General features: G+C 72.5%; 17 protein-coding genes. 9 read left to right on the top strand and 8 right to left on the bottom strand.

Features of this window, described 5'->3' with window-relative positions; translation table 11 throughout:
- Positions 1-27: 27 nt before the first annotated feature.
- Positions 28-684 carry an O-methyltransferase gene (locus BJ993_RS18055; RefSeq protein ID WP_308645619.1) on the bottom strand — a complete coding sequence of 219 codons (657 nt, stop codon included), beginning with the start codon at positions 682-684 and terminating at the stop codon, positions 28-30.
- 152 nt (positions 685-836) lie between these two features.
- Here BJ993_RS18055 and sigE point away from each other — a divergent pair, with 152 nt between their 5' ends.
- The 3 genes from sigE to BJ993_RS18070 all read left to right on the top strand — a co-directional run bounded on the left by sigE (position 837) and on the right by BJ993_RS18070 (position 3,568).
- Complete coding sequence (gene sigE, locus BJ993_RS18060) at positions 837-1,475, top strand: RNA polymerase sigma factor SigE (RefSeq protein ID WP_257026912.1); 639 nt, start codon at positions 837-839, stop codon at positions 1,473-1,475.
- 67 nt (positions 1,476-1,542) lie between these two features.
- Positions 1,543-2,055: an anti-sigma factor family protein gene (locus tag BJ993_RS18065; protein WP_179650365.1), complete on the top strand. Its 513-nt coding sequence runs from the start codon at positions 1,543-1,545 to the stop codon at positions 2,053-2,055.
- A gap of 46 nt (positions 2,056-2,101) precedes the next feature.
- Positions 2,102-3,568, top strand: a complete 1,467-nt coding sequence (locus BJ993_RS18070) for a S1C family serine protease (protein WP_179650366.1) — start codon at positions 2,102-2,104, stop codon at positions 3,566-3,568.
- Positions 3,569-3,593: 25 nt separating this feature from the next.
- On the opposite strand, the gene BJ993_RS18075 is transcribed toward BJ993_RS18070, so the two are convergent.
- The 3 genes from BJ993_RS18075 to BJ993_RS18085 all read right to left on the bottom strand — a co-directional run bounded on the left by BJ993_RS18075 (position 3,594) and on the right by BJ993_RS18085 (position 4,868).
- Positions 3,594-3,890 carry a hypothetical protein gene (locus BJ993_RS18075; protein ID WP_179650367.1) on the bottom strand — a complete coding sequence of 99 codons (297 nt, stop codon included), beginning with the start codon at positions 3,888-3,890 and terminating at the stop codon, positions 3,594-3,596.
- Positions 3,891-3,899: 9 nt separating this feature from the next.
- Positions 3,900-4,526, bottom strand: coding sequence for a hypothetical protein (locus BJ993_RS18080; RefSeq protein WP_179650368.1), 627 nt, complete (start codon positions 4,524-4,526; stop codon positions 3,900-3,902).
- A gap of 105 nt (positions 4,527-4,631) precedes the next feature.
- Positions 4,632-4,868 carry a helix-turn-helix domain-containing protein gene (locus tag BJ993_RS18085; protein WP_179650369.1) on the bottom strand — a complete coding sequence of 79 codons (237 nt, stop codon included), beginning with the start codon at positions 4,866-4,868 and terminating at the stop codon, positions 4,632-4,634.
- Positions 4,869-5,083: 215 nt separating this feature from the next.
- Between BJ993_RS18085 and BJ993_RS18090 the strand changes: the two genes are divergently transcribed.
- Genes BJ993_RS18090 through BJ993_RS18100 form a run of 3 tightly spaced genes read left to right on the top strand, consistent with a single transcriptional unit; the run spans position 5,084 to position 7,590 of the window.
- Complete coding sequence (locus BJ993_RS18090) at positions 5,084-5,680, top strand: hypothetical protein (RefSeq protein ID WP_179650370.1); 597 nt, start codon at positions 5,084-5,086, stop codon at positions 5,678-5,680.
- A 7-nt stretch (positions 5,681-5,687) separates the two neighbouring features.
- Entirely contained in the window at positions 5,688-6,926 is a 1,239-nt protein-coding gene (locus tag BJ993_RS18095; RefSeq protein WP_179650372.1) for a CpaE/TadZ family protein, read from the top strand.
- A gap of 7 nt (positions 6,927-6,933) precedes the next feature.
- The gene (locus tag BJ993_RS18100; protein ID WP_308645620.1) at positions 6,934-7,590 is read left to right on the top strand and encodes a class I SAM-dependent methyltransferase; all 657 of its coding nucleotides are present in this window, start codon (positions 6,934-6,936) and stop codon (positions 7,588-7,590) included.
- Here the strand turns inward: BJ993_RS18100 and BJ993_RS18105 are convergent.
- Together BJ993_RS18105 and BJ993_RS18110 are read right to left on the bottom strand one after the other, a co-directional pair.
- Positions 7,580-8,920, bottom strand: coding sequence for a hypothetical protein (locus tag BJ993_RS18105; protein ID WP_218864742.1), 1,341 nt, complete (start codon positions 8,918-8,920; stop codon positions 7,580-7,582). The two genes, BJ993_RS18100 and BJ993_RS18105, sit on opposite strands and share 11 nt — an antisense overlap.
- Complete coding sequence (locus BJ993_RS18110) at positions 8,917-9,273, bottom strand: cupredoxin domain-containing protein (protein WP_179650374.1); 357 nt, start codon at positions 9,271-9,273, stop codon at positions 8,917-8,919. The genes BJ993_RS18105 and BJ993_RS18110 overlap by 4 nt, the downstream gene beginning before the upstream one ends.
- Before the next feature lie 165 nt (positions 9,274-9,438).
- Here BJ993_RS18110 and BJ993_RS18115 point away from each other — a divergent pair, with 165 nt between their 5' ends.
- Complete coding sequence (locus BJ993_RS18115) at positions 9,439-10,905, top strand: wax ester/triacylglycerol synthase family O-acyltransferase (RefSeq protein WP_036541016.1); 1,467 nt, start codon at positions 9,439-9,441, stop codon at positions 10,903-10,905.
- Positions 10,906-10,948: 43 nt separating this feature from the next.
- A complete protein-coding gene (locus tag BJ993_RS18120) occupies positions 10,949-11,140 on the top strand; it encodes a hypothetical protein (RefSeq protein WP_036541018.1) in 192 nt (63 codons plus the stop codon).
- A 21-nt stretch (positions 11,141-11,161) separates the two neighbouring features.
- Here BJ993_RS18120 and BJ993_RS18125 read toward each other — a convergent pair whose 3' ends face one another.
- On the bottom strand, positions 11,162-11,650 hold the full coding sequence (locus tag BJ993_RS18125; protein WP_179650376.1) for a DUF2505 domain-containing protein: 489 nt from the start codon (positions 11,648-11,650) through the stop codon (positions 11,162-11,164).
- A 1-nt stretch (position 11,651) separates the two neighbouring features.
- Positions 11,652-12,134 carry a DUF2505 domain-containing protein gene (locus BJ993_RS18130; RefSeq protein ID WP_179650378.1) on the bottom strand — a complete coding sequence of 161 codons (483 nt, stop codon included), beginning with the start codon at positions 12,132-12,134 and terminating at the stop codon, positions 11,652-11,654.
- 150 nt (positions 12,135-12,284) lie between these two features.
- On the opposite strand from BJ993_RS18130, the gene BJ993_RS18135 reads away from it, so the two are divergent.
- The gene (locus tag BJ993_RS18135) at positions 12,285-17,222 is read left to right on the top strand and encodes an NAD-glutamate dehydrogenase (protein WP_179652426.1); all 4,938 of its coding nucleotides are present in this window, start codon (positions 12,285-12,287) and stop codon (positions 17,220-17,222) included.
- Positions 17,223-17,254: the final 32 nt, after the last annotated feature.

Genomic DNA, 17,254 nt, shown 5'->3' on the forward strand with positions numbered 1-17,254 from the left:
GCGCCGGAGACACGCTCGGACACATCATCAGTCCGACTCGGGGACCCATTCCTTCTTGGCGACGAGCAGGCCGTCGCCGACGGGCAGCAGCGCGGGGACGAGACCCTCGGTCGCGGCGACCTGGTGGACGAGGTCGCGGATCGCCACGGTCTCCTCGTCGCGCTGGGACGGGTCGGCGACCCGGTCGTGCCACAGGGCGTTGTCGAACGCCACGACCCCGCCCGGGCGGAGCAGGCGCAGCGCCTCGGCGAGGTAGGCGCCGTACTCACGCTTGTCACCGTCGGCGAAGACGATGTCGTAGTGGCCGTCGGTGAGGCGGGGGAGCACGTCGAGGGCGGAGCCCGCGATGGTGCGCACCCGCTGCGGCGCGATGCCCGCCTCCTTGAAGGACTCGCGGGCGAGCCGCTGGTGCTCGGCCTCCACGTCGACCGTGGTCAGCACGCCGTCGGGGCGCATGCCGCGCAGCAGCCAGACGCCCGAGACGCCCGTGCCGGTGCCGATCTCGACGACCGCTCGGGCCTCGAGGACCGCGGCGAGCAGGCGCAGCGTGGCGCCCGCGCCCGCGCCGATGGGGACGACGCCGACCTCCTCGGCGCGCGCCCGGGCAGCCGCCAGGACGTCGTCCTCGTCGACGTAGGTGTCGGCGAAGGTCCAGCTGGTCGCGTTGATGGGTGTCGGAGCCACGGTCCCACCCTAGGGCGTTGCGGCCGCCGAGGCGGGGAGGCGGCACGGGGCACCGGGAACAGCGGCTTCCCGCCGTTCGTTGGGGTCAATGATCAACGAGTTCACAGGGAACGTTCAGGACCGACCCCTACCGTGAGAGGAGCCAGGAGACCTTGGCACTGATCCAGCGGAAGAAGGCCACGATGAAGGAGCCCGTCGATACCCAGCAGGCCCGCCCCGAGCACGATGTGCCCGGCGCCCCGGAGCTGAGCTGGGAGAGCATCGTCGAGGAGCACTCCGACCGTGTCTACCGCCTTGCCCTGCGCCTGACGGGCAACCGTCACGACGCGGAGGACCTCACCCAGGAGGTCTTCGTCCGGGTCTTCCGCTCGCTGCACACCTACACGCCCGGCACCTTCGAGGGCTGGCTGCACCGGATCACCACCAACCTGTTCCTCGACCAGGCCCGTCGCAAGCAGCGGATCCGCTTCGACGCCCTCTCCGACGAGCGGGCCGCCCGGATCGCCAGCGCCTCGCCGGCCCCTGAGCTCGCCTACGCCGACCAGACCTTCGACGACGACGTCGAGGCCGCCCTGTCGGCGCTGCCGCCCGACTTCCGCGCCGCCGTGGTGCTGTGCGACATCGAGGGCCTCAGCTACGAGGAGATCGCCGAGATCCTCGGCGCCAAGCTCGGCACGGTGCGCTCCCGCATCCACCGCGGCCGCGCGCTGCTGCGCACCGCGCTGGCGCACCGCGCCCCGACCGCCGGCCGCACGCAGTACGCCGGACCGGCTCCCGTGGGGGCGCCGTGAAGCACGCCACTCGATTCCCCACCTCCCCCGCTTCGCTCCTCCGGCGGACAATCGATCGGGGACCCCGGTGATCGGCCACCTCGGCAACCGCGTCAGTGCCCTCCTCGACGGCCAGTTGTCCCCGAAGGACACCGAGGACGCCTGGGCGCACGTCTACACCTGCCACGCCTGTCGTGACCTCGTCGAGCGCGAGGGCTGGGTCAAGACCCGGCTGGCCGGGCTCTGCGGTGGCCAGGGGGAGGCCCCGTCCGGGCTCAAGGGCTCGTTGATGAGCATGCCGCCGGGCGACGCGCTGCTGGCTGCGCCGACGCACCACGGCCCCGGTCGTCGTACCTCCGGCGCGGTGATGATCGGTGGCAGTGCCGTCGGCGCCGCCATCCTCGGTGTGGTCGCCCTCGGGTTCGCGACGGGCACGGCACCGCCCGCCGACCGCCGCCCTCCCGTCACCCAGATCAACACCGCCGTCCCGACCGCGCCCAGCACGCCGGCGCCGTCCTCCAGCACGGGCGGCGGCACGGGCGGCACGACCCCGGGCGCCGGGCTCGGCCAGCCCATCCCGGTGCGCCGGGTGCTGCCCTGACCGACCGCCCGCAGCCGGCGCTGGGGGGATCGGCAATGATGTACAGGTGAACGACGAGCTCGACCCCGACCGGGAGCCCACCCAGCCGATCGCCGCGGACGACGCGTCCGCGCCGGCGCCCGAGCGCCCCGTCGAGCCGTCGCCCGCGCCCGTGCCGGCCCAGCCCGTGTCGCAGTGGGCACCCCCGGCGCCCGGCGCGCCCCGGCTCCCCGACGCCGCGGCGCCCGACGCCGCCCCCGAGCCGACCGCGATCCTGCCGGCCGAGCCGCTCGCTGCCCCGATCGGCGCGCACGCGGGTCCTGCGCCCTCGATGGCTCCCTCGCTGATGCCGCCGGCCCCGACCACGCCGCCGACGACGGCCGACCTCTCGGTCCGGCGCCCGTCGGCCGACTCCGTCGCCGCCACCGGCGCCCGGATGCGCTGGCCCCTGGTCGCGCTGCTGGCGCTGGTCGTCGGCCTCGGCGGTGGCTTCCTCGGCGCCCTCGGCTACGACAAGCTGGCCGACGACGACGTCTCCGGCCCCGGGTACGCCGACGGAGGGCTCTCCGACGTCGACCTCGAGGACGCCGCCCCGCTGGCGGCCCCCGGCTCCGTCGCCGACGTGGCGAAGGCGGTCCTGCCCAGCACCGTCCAGATCCTCGCCGAGTACGACGGCCAGGAGGCCGGCGCGACGGGCTCCGGCTGGGTGCTCGACGGCAACGGCCACATCGTGACCAACAACCACGTCGTCGCCGACGCGGCCAAGGACAACGGGCCGATCGTCGTCATCGACCACGACCGCAACCGCTACGACGCCGAGGTGGTCGGGCGCAGCCCCGTCTACGACCTGGCGATCCTGTTCGTGAAGAAGCACGACGACCTCAAGCCGGCCAAGCTCGGCTACTCCGCCAAGCTGCAGGTCGGGGAGCCCGTCGTCGCGCTCGGCTCGCCCCTGGGCCTGCCGGACACCGTCACCTCGGGGATCGTGAGCTACCTGCACCGTCCGGTCAGCACCGGCTCGACGGCCGACGACTCGTCGTACATCGACGCGGTGCAGACCGATGCGGCCATCAACCCCGGCAACTCCGGCGGCCCGCTGGTCAACCAGAAGGGCGAGGTGATCGGCGTCAATTCGGCCATCGCCACCGCGGGCGGCGGCTCGGTCGACAAGGAGGCCGGCAACATCGGCGTGGGCTTCGCGATCCCGGTCGAGCAGGTGCGGATCACGGCCGACCAGATCCTGAAGTCGGGCAAGGCGCAGTACCCGTTCATCGGAGCCAACGTGAAGCCCGGCTCGGGCCCCGACGGCAAGGGTGCGGTCCTCGACTCCATCATGAAGGCAACGCCCGCCGAGAAGGCCGGCCTGAAGCCCGAGGACGTGATCCTCGCGGTCAATAACCAGCCCGTCTTCGCCAGCGTCGACCTCGTCGTTGCCATTCGCACCTATCAGCCCGGCGAAACTGTCGAGTTCACTGTTGTGCGCGACGGCGACACCAAGCAGGTCAAGATCGTCCTGGCTGGCAAGGACGGCTGATTCATCCCGCGGTCTGGTCGCGCCGTCAGCGCGCCAGAGCTGAGACTGCCGCGGGGATTGCTCCCAGCAGCGCGGCGCACGCGATCAGCGTGCGCCGCGCAGACGCCGACTTGAGCAGTTCGCGTCGTTCCAGGACGGCCGCCATCAGCACCACCGCCGCGAACACGACGATGAAAGTGCCGTCCGTGAGCGCCAGTGACCTGGTCAGAGCCAGACTGGCGAGGACGTAAGTGAGCAGGAACGAACTGATCGCCGTGGGAAGCAGGGGGCTCGTCGCGGCCCACGCGCGATCCAGCTCGTCCCTACCGGGCGTCCTTGCCAAGGCAGCGCCTCAGAAGCAGTTGGTGGCGATGGCCGAGATGCCGAGGATCTCCCCGGCCAGTGCGGGCGCCGCCTTGCGCACGTCGGACCAGTTCCCCGCCTTGACCAACAGCTCTGCCGTCTTCCGGATGCCCCCGAGACTCTTGACGATCGAACCGGCCTTGGCGAGTGGCACGATCGCGAGCGTCACCGAAGCCACGCACTTGGTCACCTTCCACGTCGTCGACCAGAAGCCCGGATCGCCGAACCAGCCCCAGCCCCAGCGACTGACCACGACACGGGTGTTCGCCGTGCAGGAGACCACTCGAGAGGAACCGTCCTCAAAGATGCGGGCTACGTAGTTCTGGCAGCGCGGGAGCGGGTTGCTGCGTGCGGGGCGCAGGTTGATCTCCCGCTTGATGGCGTAGTAGATCCGGCTGCCGCTACGGAACTTGACGGTGCGGTAACGACAGGGGACCTCCGACGTGCGGCAGTCGCGGGCCGCGGCAGCTGCCACACGCTCGGCCTGGCCGGACGGAGCCGCGGGAGCGGCATGGGCCGGCGCGGCCACGAGGGCCGCGAGGGATGCCACCAGCAGGGCAGTGACAAGAGCGATGCTGCGCGTCCATGAGAGCGCGCGAGTACGACGGTCGAGCATGGAATGTCTCCTGGTCCCGAGTTGTGAGGAGTGCGAGAGGGCACTAGATCATGGGCGCCACACGAGGTCAACCCGTTTTGGCGAACCCTCGCAACAAGCGGGGCTTCAGACTTCGGAGTCGCTCTCCACGAACGGGTGCTCGGCGACGTACTCGCGGGTCGCCTCGTACTGGTTCGCGATGTACTCCTCCAGGCGCGTGCCCTCGACCCGCCACTGGCCGCGGCCGCCGATCTTGATCGCGGGCAGCTCGCCGCGACGGACCAGGGCGTAGACCTGCGCGCTGGACGTGTTCAGCACCTCGGCGACGTCGGCGAGGGTGAGGAACCTCGGGGTGTCGGCCATGGGTCCATCGTCGCACCCGAGCGCCTCCGCGCCGAACGCGGCACGCCCCGCTTGTGGACAGCCGGCCTGTGGAGGAGCGGGTGGCGCGCCGCGGCGACGGCCTGCATGATGTGCCGGTGTCCAGAGATCTCGGGAACTCTCCGGGCACGCCTGCCCCGCCCCCGGCCATCCGCGTGGCCCGGCCCGGCTGGCGTGACCCCAGGTTGTGGATCGGCGTGCTGCTCGTCGCCGGCTCGGTCGTCGCCGGCGCCCGCCTGCTGGCAGCCGCTGACGACACGGTGGCGGTCTGGGCGCTCGCCGACGACCGGGGGAGCGGCACGCCCGTGGTGGCGGCCGACCTCGAGGTGCAGCGCGTGCGCTTCGGCGACGACCAGGCGCTGGCACGCTACTTCCCAGCCGACCGGGACGTGCCGGACGGGCTGGTGCTGACCCGCGCGGTCGGCGCCGGCGAGCTGCTGGCCCGCTCGGCGGTGGCCGACGCGGAGAGCGACGAGGTGCTCCAGGTCCCGCTGGCGGTGGATCCCCAGCAGGTCTCCCCGGACGTCACCACCGGCTCCGTCGTCGACGTGTGGGTCAAGGACGGCATCGCCGAGCGGGCGACGGCGGACGACGCGAGCGACGCGACCGGCCCGGTCGGCGCGCCGGCGCTGAGCGGGGTGACGGTGCTCGCCGCCCCGGCCTACGACGACACCTTCGCGGTCTCCGGCACCCGCCAGGTCGTGGTGGCCGTCGACGACGAGCGGGCGGCCGCGTTCGAACGGCTGCTGGCCGGCCTGCAGGACCCGGTGATCCGGATCCTCCAGCGGTCGTGAGCGCGCGATGAGCTCCCCGGTCACGATCGTCCTCCTGGTCTCGACGGGGGCGGCGTGGGAGACCCGCGCCCTGGCCGCCCTGCAGGCGAGCCCGGCCACGGTGGTGCTCAAGCGCTGCGTCGACGTCGCCGACCTGCTCGCGACCGCCAGCACCGGCCAGGCGCACGTCGCGGTGCTCGCCGCCGACCTCGCCGGGCTCGACCACGCCGTCGTCGACGACCTCGGCCGGTACGGCGTCCGGGTGGTCGGCATCGCCACGGACGCCGAGCTGACCCGCCCCCGCGCGGCCCGGATCGGCCTCGTCACCCTGCTGGAGGTCGCCCGGATCGACGAGGTCGCCGCCCTGGTGGCCGCACTCCCGGCGGACCCGACGGAGCCGCCGGGACCACCCGAGCTGCCCGGCGTCGTACCCGGGGGTGCGGGGGAGGGCCCTCCCGCGGCTCCGGAGGCGGGCGCACCGGGCCGCGTGATCGCGGTCTGGGGGCCCGGTGGCGCCCCGGGGCGCACGACCCTCGCCGGCGCTGTCGCCGCCGACCTGGCGCGCCGCGGACTCAGCACGCTGCTCGTGGACGCCGATCCCTACGGCGGAGCGGTCGCACAGCAGCTGGGGATCCTGGACGAGGTGTCCGGCCTGCTCGCCGCGGCGCGGCTGGTCGCAGCGGGCACGGTCGAGCAGCGGTTCGCGACCGTGCAGCGGCGGCTGTCCGACCGGTTGCGGGTCATCACGGGCCTGCCGCGCCCCGACCGCTGGTCGGAGGTGCGGCCCGGCACGCTCACCGCGCTGGTCGAGCGGGCCCGCCTCGACGGCCAGGTGGTCCTCGACACCGGCTTCAGCATCGAGCCCGACCCGGCCGCCGACCTCGGCCGGCCGGCCCGCAACGACCTGACCCGCGAAGCCCTCGAGGTGGCCGACGAGGTGGTGCTCGTCGGCGCCGCCGATCCCGTCGGGCTGGCCCGCCTGGCCCGGGCCGTCACCGACCTGCGCGACCTGGTGCCCGACCTGGCGCCACGCATCGTCGTCAACCGGATGCGGCCGAGCCTCGGCTGGCGGGAGGCGGACGTCACCGCGATGCTCGCCGGGTTCGGCCCGAGCCGTGGTGTCCACTTCCTGCCCGACGACCAGCCGGCCGTCGACCGCGCCCTGGTCGCCGGGCGGCTCCTCGTCGAGTCGGGCGAGTCGCCGCTGACCCGCGCGGTCGGGCGCCTGATCGACGCCATGGCCGGCGGGTCCCCACGACTGCCATAGTGGCGGGGTGCCCCGGATCCCCGTCCCCGACGTGCTCCTGCGCGTCCTCGGCCGCCAGCTCGGCGGTCCGTCGGGGCCGCTCGGGGCGCTCGTCGCGCGCATGCTCAACAAGGGCAACGCGACCACGGTCGCCGCGGCGGTCGACGCGCTGGCGCTGACCGGGGGCGAGACGGTCGCCGACATCGGCTTCGGCGGCGGACTCGGACTCGACCTGCTCCTCGACGCATCCGGCGACACCGGCCGCGTGCACGGCGTCGAGCCCTCGGCGGACATGCTGGACCGCGCTCGGCGGTCCCATCGCGATGCCGTGGCGAGCGGCCGGCTCGAGCTGCACGAGGCGACGATGGCCGCGCTGCCCTTCGCCGACGGTGCCCTGGCGGGCTGGATCAGCGTGAACACCGTCTACTTCGTCGACGACCTCGATGTCGCCTTCCGCGAGACGGCGCGCGTGCTCGCCCCGGCCGGGACGGGCGTGATCGGCATCGCCGACCCCGCGTGGATGGGCCGCCAGCCGTTCACCCGCCACGGCTTCACGTTGCGGCCGGTCGCGGACGTGGTGGCCGCGCTCGCCGCGGCCGGCCTCGACGTCGAGCACCGCACGCTCGGGGACCGCGAGCCGGTGTTCCACCTGCTCGTCGGCACCCGGCCGTCCGTCAGGCGCTGAACAGCAGCATCAGACCGCCCGCGGTGAAGGTCACCATGACGGCCAGCAGCGGCAGCTGACCGGTCACCTGGTCCTTCCGCGGCAGCAGGGCCAGCGCCCGGTCGTGGGCGGCGATCGCCGCCACCACGTGTCCGACCACGACCGCGAGCACCTTGATCGTGGCGAGCGTCTGCGGGTGGTAGGAGAACCAGTACGACGGCTCGACGGCCGCCGTGCCGAGGATGTCCCAGCCCTTGCCGAACGGGTCGCTGGCCCGGGCGAGCGTCTGCGTCCCGACGTCGATGAAGAGCGTGAGGTAGTGCGCCACGATGTAACCGAGGATGATCGGCACGATCGAGTGCGCGTAGTGGCGCGGCAGGTCGCGCCGCGACACCTCGGCACCCGGGGGCGTCAGCGCGCTGCCGCCGCTGAACAGCAGGCCCGCGAGCAGCACGAAGCAGAGCAGGGCGACGTTGTCGAGGTAGACCTTGTCGATGCTGGAGCCCTGGTAGAACTTCACCCAGAAGGTCGACTCGCGGAACGAGTCGAACGCCGTGCTGCCGAAGAGCACCGCGACCACCGCGACCAGGCCGGGCAGCGGCGGGATCGTCGCCAGGTTGGCGAGCGGGCTGCGCAGCACCAGGCGCTCCTCCTCGTCGCGCGCCCACGGCGAGAGCTTCGCGATGAGCGAGGAGTAGACCTCGAAGGGGTCCGCCCGCTCGTAGAAGCGGTTGCCGAACACGGCTCCGCCGACGAGCATCGCGCCGACGTACACGGCACACCAGAACCGGACGGAGCCCAGCTCGGTCGGGTACTCGTAGGCGAGCTCCAGCCACACGAACGCGAACAGGCCGAGCGCGGCCGGCCAGTAGCCGAGGCGCTCGGGGTAGGGGACCAGCCCGGCGTCGGGGTCGCTGCCGGCGAGGCGCGCGATGCCGGCGTTGAGGGTGCGGACCGGGCTGATCGCCCTCCACACCGGGCCCAGCAGGGCCGAAGCGAAGACGAGCCCGACCCACCACCAGACGTAGAAGATGCCGAAGAACGGGTTGGTCAGGTTGTCCTGGCCGGCGACCGCCACCGCGACCGTGTACGCCGCCAGCAGGAGCCCGACCACGCGGGCGCCGACCCGGAAGGCCACCGACGACACGAAGGCGTCGAGCGGGGGCCAGACGACGCGGCCGGTGACCGGCTGGCCGTCGTAGCGCGGCCTGCGCCAGGCGACGACGAGGACGGTGAACGAGACGACGAGCGCGGCCACCGCGCCCGACACGGCCAGCTCGAGGGAGATCGGCAGGTCCGCCTGACCGCCGATCCCGTGCGCCTCGATCGTGCCGTCGGCGCCCCCGATCAACGGACCTCGAGCTGGACGATCACCTGGTCCAGCTCGTGCGACTCGACGGCGACGACGCCGGGCCGGTCGATCGCGATCGGCAGCGTGGTGGTGCCCGCGTCGTACTCCAGCTGCTGCTCCGGGTCGGAGTGGATGTGCAGCTCGCCGGGCTCGTCGGCGGTCACGACGAGGTCGACCGGCTGGCCGGCGTCCACCTTCACCCGGTCGCCGCTCGGGTCCACCTGGCCGTCCTTGATGGTGATGTCGATCGTCACCACGTCGTCGGAGCCGGCCTTCTCGTCGTCGCCGCAGGCGGTGACGGTGGCCAGCAGGGCGACGCCGGTGAGCACGGCGGCGACAGCGCGCAAGCGCATGGGTGGTCCTCCTCGTCGGGGAGCCGGCACTCGTCGGCCGACACTCGTGGACCGTGTCGGCCCGGCTCCAGGTTCTCTGCCAGAATCTCACGGTGACCCCAAGGCGTCCGGATGGGGCCGGACACCGTTGGTCCCCGGGGGTCCGCCAAGAGGTTGGAGAACGACGTGGTGGATCGGGTGCGTCCGCGCGACCTGACGTTCCTCGCTGAGGAGACGCCGGAGACGCCGCTGCACAACGCCACCATCGAGATCTTCGATCCCGGTGAGGGCGAGGGTGCCTTCGACCACGCGCGCCTGGTCGCCCTGATCCGCGACCGGATCGCGTTCGTGCCGCGCTACCGCCAGCGGCTCCAGACCGTTCCCGGCCACCTGGCCAACCCGGTGTGGGTCGACGACGAGAACTTCGACCTCGGCTTCCACGTCCGGCGCTCGGCCCTTCCGCGGCCCGGTACGTCGGCGCAGCTGCTCGAGCTCGTCTCCCGGATCGTCTCGCGCCCGCTCGACCGGACCCGCCCGCTGTGGGAGATCTACTTCGTCGAGGGCCTCGAGGGCGGCCGCGTCGCGCTGCTCTCCAAGACCCACCAGGCCCTCGTCGACGGGGTCCACACCGTCGACCTCGGCCAGCTGCTGCTCGACCTGCAGCCCGAGGCGCGCGAGCTCGACCCCGACGACTGGGTGCCGCGGCGCTCGCCCAACCCGGCCCGCCTCCTCAGCAGCGCCGTCCGGGAGAACCTCACCGACCCCGGCGTCCTGCTCGACACGGTGCGCACCGGCTCCCGGGCCGTCGCCCGCGAGGCCGACCGCCGCAGCAGCCGCGTGCGCTCCTTCGCCGCCGCGGCCACCGGGCGCCGGCCCAAGCGGCGCGGCGTCATCAACGGCCCGCTCTCGCAGCAGCGCCGCGTCGTGACCGTCGAGACCCGCCTGTCCGACTACCGCAAGGTCCGCGAGGCGCACGGCGGCACGGTCAACGACGTGATCCTCGCGACCGTCACCGGCGCCCTGCGGGCGTGGCTGATGACGCGGGCCGAGTCGATGGGCGGTCTGCGCCAGGTCCGCGCCGTCGTGCCGGTCTCGGTCATCGACGAGGAGCTCGAGGCCACATCACTGGGCAGCCAGATCGCGGCGCACTTCGTCGACCTGCCGATCAGCGAGACCAGCCCCGTCGTCCGGCTGCACCAGGTCTCGTACTCCTTCCAGGCGCACAAGGACACCGGCCGCAGCGTGGCCGCCAACCGGCTCGCCGGCATCGCCGGCTTCGCGCCGACGACCTTCCACGCCATCGGCTCCCGCGTCGCCAATGCCGAGCTGCGACGCGGCTACCAGCTGTCGGTGACCAACGTGCCGGGCCCGCAGACCCCGCTGTACGCCGCCGGCGCGCGGATGCTGGCCAGCTACCCGGTGCCCCCGTTGACGCCCGGCCACCCGTTGGCGATCAGCGTGACGTCGTACGACGGCGGGGTGTTCTACGGCATCACCGCCGACCGCGACTGGATCCCCGACGCCGAGCTCCTCGGCTCGTGCGTGCAGGAAGCGCTGGAGGAGCTGCTCGAGCTGTCGTCGGCGACGCGGGAGCGCGCGCCGCGCGGACGCCGCAACCCGAAGGCCAAGCCGAGGCCCAAGCCCGGTTCCTGACCCGCAGGGGTCGCGACGGCGCGGGTGGTGGGACGATGGGTCCGTGATCCCGCTGCACATGGGCGCCCTGCATCCCGCCGAGCAGGTCGCCACGATCGTCCTGGCCTTCGGGCCGTTCGTGGTGCTCGGCATCGTGATCATGGTCCGGCGTCGTGCCGAGCTCGAGGAGGAGCGCCGCGAGCAGGAGAGCGACACGGCCCGGCTCCCCGAGGGGGAACCGGGCCGCGACGACTGAGCGTGGTGCCGGGGCGGGCGGCTACGGCTGGCGCGCCAGCCACGCCTTCCCGGTCCGCTCCTCGGCGCGCAGCGCGCTCCCGAGCAGCTTCGCCAGCAGGTCCTCGATCTTCCCCGCCACGAGCGGGATCTTGACCGTCACGTCGAGGGTGACCGTCTCGTGGGTGACGCCGTCCTTCTCGACGAGGACCGCGGTGCCCTTCATCTCGCCCGGCTTGCCGGGGATGGTCACGTGGACGTCGGCGTGCGACGCGCTCGACCAGGCCTCGGTCTGCACGATCGTCACCGTGTCGCCGACGATCTTCTTCGCGAAGGCCGGGACCTTGTCGGTCGGCTGGGTCATCTCGATCCGGACGGCCTTCTCGTTGGCGTCGCCCTCGATCTCCGCCGTGTACGACGTCGCGCGCTGGTTGCGGCAGACCTCCTGCCGGAACTCCGGGTCCGACAGCATGCCCGCGACCTCGATCAGCGGTGCGTCGTACACCATCTCGTGCACCAGACGTGTTGCCATGTCAGCGATCTCCCCTCAGCCAGGCGATGCCCGTGGCGTGCTCCACGGACAGGCCCTCGTCGATGTTGTCGGCCATGATCTTCTCCAGCTTGCCCGCGATGAGCGGCACCTTGACGCCCACCTCGAGCTCCTGGACATAGGTCGTCCCGCTGCCGTCGGCAGTGAGCCGGATCGTCCCGACCATGGTGGTCGGCTTGCCCGGCGCCGTGATCTCGACCGTCCCCGAGGCCGGGTCGGACCACTCCTCGCGGATGACCGCGCGGGTGGTGTCGCCGGCGATCTTCTTGGCGATCGCCGGCAGTCCTGCGGTCCTCTGCACCTGGTCGCTGACCATCGTGAAGCCCTCACCCTGCGGGGTGATGGTCACGTCGATCGACACGACGTCCTGGGCGGCGGCGACCTTCTCCCGGAACGCCGGGTCCGCCAGCATGGCGAACACCTCGGCCGGGGCTGCCTCGTAGGCGAGCTCACGTCGGAACTTCATGGCGACATCATGTCGCACCCCGGTGGCCCGTGTACGGCAGCCGGGCGACGGCCTGTCGCAGCGACCGCCGGACCGTCTCGGATACGAGACGAATGCGGCCGCGTCAGGTTGTGGCCCGGGTCACCGGGGTCCTAGTGTCGAGACGTGTCAATGACGACGCTGCCGCCCTCGGCACCGGGGGCCGACCGTGACCGCATCTTCGAGCAGGCCGCCGCCGCGGCCGGAACACCGAAGGGGTCGGGTGGGCCGCCGCGTGACGCGCTGCCCGTGCTGCTTCCGGCCTACTACCGGCACGTCGCGACGGAGGAGCTGGCCGCGCGCAGCGACGTCGACGTGTACGGCGCCTTCGCGTCGCACCACCACCTCGCGCTGGACCGCAAGCCCGGCCAGGCGAAGGTGCGGGTCTTCACCCCGACGGTCGCCGAGCACGGCTGGTCCGCCGCCGGGCACTCGGTCGTGGAGGTCGTCGGCGACGACATGCCCTTCCTGGTCGACTCGCTGACCATGCTGCTCGCGCGGCTGGTCCACGACGTCCGGACCGTCGTCCACCCCACCTTCGACGTGCGCCGCGACGCCGACGGCCGCCTCCTGTCGGTCGAGCCGGTCGCGTCCGGCTCGGTCACGCCCGCCGAGGGCGCCGTGCGCGAGTCCTGGATGCACATCGAGGTCGGCCGCCTCGGCGGCGACGGCGACGACCACCCCGAGCAGGTCGCGGCCGCGTGCCAGCGCGTGCTGGCCGACATCCGCGCCGCGGTCGAGGACTGGTCCGGCATGCAGGGCCAGGTCACCGACATCGTCGACGGCCTCGCCGCCGACCCGCCGCCGCTCGACCCCGAGGAGGTGCGCCGCGCCCGCGAGCTGCTGGGCTGGCTCGCCGACGAGCACTTCACCTTCCTCGGCTACCGCGAGTACGTCCTGGACCACGTCGTGCTCCCCGGTGGCGAGGAGGCCGAGGACGTGCTGCGGCCGGTGCCCGGCTCCGGCCTGGGCATCCTGCGCGACAACCCGGGCGAGGGCGACACCTCGGTCGCGTTCAGCCGCCTGCCCGACGCCGTGAAGGCCAAGGCCCGCGAGAAGACGCTGATGGTCTTCGCGAAGGCCAACTCGCGCTCGACGGTCCACCGGCCGGCGTACCTCGACTACGTCAGCGTGAAGACGTTCGACGACGCCGGCGAGGTCGTCGGCGAGCGCCGCTTCCTCGGCCTGCTCTCCAGCGCGGCCTACACCGAGTCGCTGCTGCAGATCCCGCTGCTGCGCGAGAAGGTCGCCGAGGTCCTGCACCGCAGCGGCTACGACGCGCGCAGCCACGACGGCGCCGCGCTGCTCGACACCCTCGAGACCTATCCGCGCGACGAGCTCTTCCACACGCCGGTCGACGAGCTGTCGCCGATCGTGGAGGCGGCGATGCAGGCGCGCGAGCGCCGCGCGGTCCGGCTGTTCATCCGCCGCGACACCTACGCCCGCTACCTCTCGGTCCTCGTCTACCTGCCGCGCGACCGCTACAACACCGGCGTGCGCCAGCGGTTCGTGCAGATCCTGGTCGACCAGATCGGCCGGGGCCGGATCGGCCCTGACGACGTCGAGTTCAACGTCAGCATCAACGAGTCGACGACCGCGCGCGTGCACTTCGTGGTCCACCTTCCCAAGGGCGAGCTGGTCCCCGACGACATCGACACCGCCGACCTGGAGCGCCGCCTGGTCGAGGCGTCGCGCTCGTGGCAGGAGGACTTCCTCCAGGCCGTCATCGCCGAGTACGGCGAGGAGGTCGGCGCGCTGCTCGGCCGGCGCTACGTCGACGCCTTCCCGGAGGCCTACAAGGAGGACTTCAACCCCCGGGCCGCCGCGGTCGACCTCGGCCGGATCGAGGCCATCCACGGCGAGAGCGGGATCGACCAGTCGCTCTACGCCGACCTGGACGCGGCCGACGGCGAGGCCCGGCTCAAGGTGTTCCGGGTGGGGGAGCCGCTCTCGCTGAGCGGCGTGCTGCCGATGCTGTCGTCGATGGGGGTCGAGGTCGTCGACGAGCGGCCCTACGGCCTGACCGGCCTCGAACGTCGTACCCACATCTACGACTTCGGCCTGCGCTACGGCCAAGCCCTCCCGGACCACGCGCGCGAGCTCTTCGCCGATGCGCTGCGGGCGATGTGGGACGGCTTCACCGAGATCGACGGCTTCAACCGCCTGGTCCTGCGCGCCCAGCTGACCTGGCGCCAGGCGATGGTGCTGCGTGCCTACGCGAAGTACATGCGCCAGGGCAACAGCCCCTTCGCGCTCGACTCCATCGAGCAGGCCCTGGTCGACAACGTCGAGCTGGCCCGCCTGCTGGTGCTGCTCTTCGAGACCCGGTTCGACCCGGGAGCCGCGGACGGCCGCGCCGACCGCGAGGCCGGTCTGGTGGCCAAGATCAGCACCGCGCTGGACGACGTGGTCAGCCTCGACCACGACCGGATCCTGCGGTCCTACCTGACGCACGTGCAGGCGACCCTGCGGACCAACTACTTCCAGGGCGAGGACGGCGCCCCGAAGCCGTACCTCTCCCTCAAGCTCGAGCCGTCGGCCATCCCGGACCTGCCGGAGCCGCGGCCGAAGTTCGAGATCTTCGTCTACTCGCCGCGGGTCGAGGGCGTGCACCTGCGCTTCGGTGCGGTCGCCCGCGGCGGCCTGCGCTGGTCGGACCGGCGCGACGACTTCCGCACCGAGATCCTGGGCCTGGTGAAGGCGCAGATGGTGAAGAACACCGTCATCGTGCCGGTCGGCGCGAAGGGCGGCTTCTACGCCAAGCAGCTGCCCGACCCGGCCGGTGAGGGCGGTCGCGAGGCCTGGCTGGCCGAGGGCGTCGCCTGCTACAAGACGTTCATCCGCGGCCTGCTCGACGTCACCGACAACCTCGTCGGTGGCGAGACCGTGCCGCCGCCGCTCGTGGTCCGCCACGACGCCGACGACTCCTACCTGGTCGTCGCGGCCGACAAGGGCACGGCGACCTTCTCCGACATCGCCAACGGCGTCGCCGCCGACTACGGCTTCTGGCTGGGCGATGCGTTCGCCAGCGGCGGCTCGGTCGGCTACGACCACAAGGCCATGGGCATCACCGCCAAGGGCGCCTGGGTCTCGGTACGCCGCCACTTCCGCGAGATGGGCATCGACTGCCAGAACGAGGACATCACCGTCGTCGGTATCGGCGACATGTCCGGCGACGTGTTCGGCAACGGGATGCTCTGCTCGGAGCACATCCGGCTGGTCGCCGCCTTCGACCACCGCGACATCTTCATCGACCCGGAGCCGGACGCGGCGACGTCGTACGCCGAGCGCCGGCGGCTCTTCGACCTGCCCCGCTCCAGCTGGCAGGACTACGACCGCTCGCTCATCTCCGAGGGCGGCGGCATCTTCCCGCGCAGCGCCAAGTCGATCCCGATCAACGCCCAGGTGCGGGCCGCGCTCGGGATCGCCGGCCACGTCGAGCGGATGACGCCGGCCGAGCTGATGCGCGCGATCCTGCTCGCGCCCGTCGACCTGCTCTGGAACGGCGGCATCGGCACCTACGTGAAGGCGTCGACCGAGACCAACGCCGACGCCGGCGACAAGGCCAACGACGCGATCCGCGTCGACGGGGGCCAGCTGCGCGTGCGGTGCGTCGGCGAGGGCGGCAACCTGGGCTTCACCCAGCGCGGCCGGATCGAGTACGCCGTCGACGGGGGCCGGATCAACACCGACTTCATCGACAACTCGGCCGGTGTCGACACCTCCGACCACGAGGTCAACCTGAAGATCCTGCTCGACCGGGTCGTCCTCGCCGGCGACCTGACCGGCAAGCAGCGCAACGAGCTGCTCGCCTCCATGACCGACGAGGTCGCCGAGCTGGTGCTGCGTGACAACTACGAGCAGAACCTCGCGCTGGCCAACGCCGCGAAGAACGCGCCGTCGCTGCTGCACGTCCACGAGCAGTGGATGCACGACCTCGAGTCGCGTGGGCTGCTCGACCGCGACCTGGAGGCACTGCCGCCGACCCGCGAGGTGAAGCGGCGGATCGAGGCCGGGGGAGCGCTCACCCAGCCGGAGCTCGCGGTGCTGATGGCGTACACGAAGATCGTGCTCGCCGAGGAGCTGCTGGCCTCCGACCTGCCGGAGGACCCCTACCTCACCCTGGACCTGCAGTCGTACTTCCCGGCCCCGGTGCAGGAGGGCTTCCTCGACCAGATCGGCGACCACCCGCTGCGCCGGGAGATCATCGTGACCCAGGTCGTCAACGACCTCGTCAACGGCGCGGGCTTCACCTACTGGCCCCGCCTGGCGGGCGAGACGGGCGCCAGCCCGGCCGAGCTGACCCGGGCGAACTTCGTGGCGCGCGAGATCTTCGGCTCGCTCGACCTGCGGCGTGAGCTCGAGCAGTACGACAACGTGCTCGACGCTGCCCTCCAGACCCGGATGCGGGTGGAGATGCGCACGCTCGTGGAGCGCGCCTCGCGCTGGCTCGTCACCAACCGGCGCCCACCCATGGACAGCCAGGGCAATGTGGAGTTCTTCGCGACGCCGGTGCAGGAGACGATGCTCGCGCTCCCGTCGCTGCTGACCGGCGCCGAGCTGGCCGCGTACGAGAGCCGCCGGAAGTCGCTGGAGGCGCAGTCCGTGCCGCCCGAGCTGGCGTCGCGGGTCGCGTCCTTCGACGTCGCCTACACGCTGCTCAACGTGGTCGAGATCGCCGACCGGGCCGGCCTCCCGCCGGCCGAGGTCGCGCGGGTGCACTTCATGCTCGGCGAGCGGCTCGGCGTCTCGGCGCTGCAGCAGCGGATCGTCGACCTGCCGCGCGAGGACCAGTGGCAGACCATGGCCCGGGCCGCGCTCCGCGACGACCTGCACGCCGTCCACGCCCAGCTGACCGGCGAGGTGCTCGCCGCGACGGCCGGCCTGGAGCCGGAGGGGGACGAGGACCCGCTCGAGCTGGCGTCGCGCCGCGTCACGGTGTGGGAGGAGGCCGCGGGCGGTGTCGTCGACCACGCCATCGGCGCGCTGAACGCCATCTGCGCCGACGAGCCGACCGACATCGCCAAGGTCTCGGTCGGTCTGCGCGTGGTGCGGGGCCTGCTCACCTGAGCCGAATGTCGTTGAGAGGGCTCACCACCTTG

Source organism: Nocardioides aromaticivorans (genome assembly GCF_013408525.1).
Taxonomy (GTDB): domain Bacteria; phylum Actinomycetota; class Actinomycetes; order Propionibacteriales; family Nocardioidaceae; genus Nocardioides; species Nocardioides aromaticivorans.

What these genes read in the sequence shown, in the direction of transcription:
- BJ993_RS18080 (WP_179650368.1), bottom strand. Translation starts at nt 4,526, where the DNA reads ATGCTCGACCGTCGTACTCGCGCGCTCTCATGGACGCGCAGCATCGCT.
- BJ993_RS18085 (WP_179650369.1), bottom strand. Translation starts at nt 4,868, where the DNA reads ATGGCCGACACCCCGAGGTTCCTCACCCTCGCCGACGTCGCCGAGGTG.
- BJ993_RS18095 (WP_179650372.1), top strand. Translation starts at nt 5,688, where the DNA reads ATGAGCTCCCCGGTCACGATCGTCCTCCTGGTCTCGACGGGGGCGGCG.
- BJ993_RS18110 (WP_179650374.1), bottom strand. Translation starts at nt 9,273, where the DNA reads ATGCGCTTGCGCGCTGTCGCCGCCGTGCTCACCGGCGTCGCCCTGCTG.
- BJ993_RS18125 (WP_179650376.1), bottom strand. Translation starts at nt 11,650, where the DNA reads ATGGCAACACGTCTGGTGCACGAGATGGTGTACGACGCACCGCTGATC.
- BJ993_RS18130 (WP_179650378.1), bottom strand. Translation starts at nt 12,134, where the DNA reads ATGAAGTTCCGACGTGAGCTCGCCTACGAGGCAGCCCCGGCCGAGGTG.
- BJ993_RS18135 (WP_179652426.1), top strand. Translation starts at nt 12,285, where the DNA reads ATGACGACGCTGCCGCCCTCGGCACCGGGGGCCGACCGTGACCGCATC.